Origin of the sequence: Nocardia sp. NPDC050799, assembly GCF_040654015.1 — a bacterium.
Taxonomy (GTDB): domain Bacteria; phylum Actinomycetota; class Actinomycetes; order Mycobacteriales; family Mycobacteriaceae; genus Nocardia.
In genome coordinates this window covers 1-1,153 of the sequence record NZ_JBFAHF010000125.1, presented here as the reverse complement: position 1 = coordinate 1,153, position 1,153 = coordinate 1, and the positions used below count along the sequence as shown (strand labels likewise).

The 1,153-nt window shown below is 59.7% G+C and carries 1 protein-coding gene; it reads left to right on the top strand.

Going from position 1 to position 1,153, the window contains the following annotated elements:
- Positions 1-77: 77 nt before the first annotated feature.
- A complete protein-coding gene (locus AB0H42_RS35835) occupies positions 78-1,118 on the top strand; it encodes an NADP(H)-dependent aldo-keto reductase (RefSeq protein WP_357064350.1) in 1,041 nt (346 codons plus the stop codon).
- The last annotated feature ends 35 nt before the right edge of the window (positions 1,119-1,153 follow it).

Genomic DNA, 1,153 nt, shown 5'->3' with positions numbered 1-1,153 from the left:
GCGCCGTCTTCTGAAATGGGCTCCTGTTTCACCGTGCCGCACGGCCCGTCAGCGCTAACAAGAAAGGAAGGCCGTTAATGCAATACCACCGTATTCCCCACAGTTCTTTAGAAGTGAGCGTGCTGGGACTGGGCACCATGACCTTTGGCGAACAAAACAGCGAAGCCGACGCCCATGCGCAACTGGACTATGCATTGGCCGCAGGCGTGAACCTGATAGACACCGCCGAACTGTACCCGGTACCGCCCCGCCCGGAAACCCAGGGCCTGACCGAAAGCTATATCGGCAGTTGGATCAAAGCGCGCGGCAATCGCGAAAAAATCGTCCTGGCCAGCAAAGTCTCGGGCCCGGTGCGCGGCACCGACAGCAGTATCCGCCCGCAGCAGGCGCTGGATCGCAAAAACATCCGCGCCGCGCTGGACGCCAGCCTCAAGCGGCTGAATACCGATTATCTCGATCTTTACCAATTGCACTGGCCGCAGCGCGCCACCAACTGCTTTGGCAAACTCAACTATCAATACACTGACGACAAAGCTACGGTCACGCTGTTGGAAACGCTGGAGGCGCTGACCGAGCAGGTGCGCGCCGGTAAAATTCGCTATATCGGGGTTTCCAACGAAACGCCCTGGGGCGTGATGCGCTATCTGCAGCTGGCGGAGAAACACGAACTGCCGCGCATCGTGTCGATCCAAAACCCGTACAGCCTGCTGAACCGCAGCTTTGAGATTGGCCTGGCCGAGATCAGCCAGCACGAAGGGGTAGAACTGCTGGCCTATTCCAGCCTGGCGTTCGGTACGCTGAGCGGTAAATACCTCACCGGCGCTAAACCGGCCGGTGCGCGCAATACACTGTTCACCCGCTTCAATCGTTATTCAGGGCAGCAAACCCAGCTGGCGATCGCCGAATACGTGGCGCTGGCCAAAAAACACGGGCTGGACCCTTCGCAGATGGCGCTGGCCTTCGTGCGTCAGCAGCCGTTCGTCGCCAGCACCCTGTTGGGCGCCACCTCGGTGGAGCAGTTGAAAATCAACCTCGACAGCCTCGACGTGATTCTGGATGAGGACTTGCTGCAGGCGCTGGAAGAGATCCACACCCGGTTTACCATTCCGGCACCTTAATCCCCTGAGGGCGCAGCCAGGCTGCGCCCCGTTTC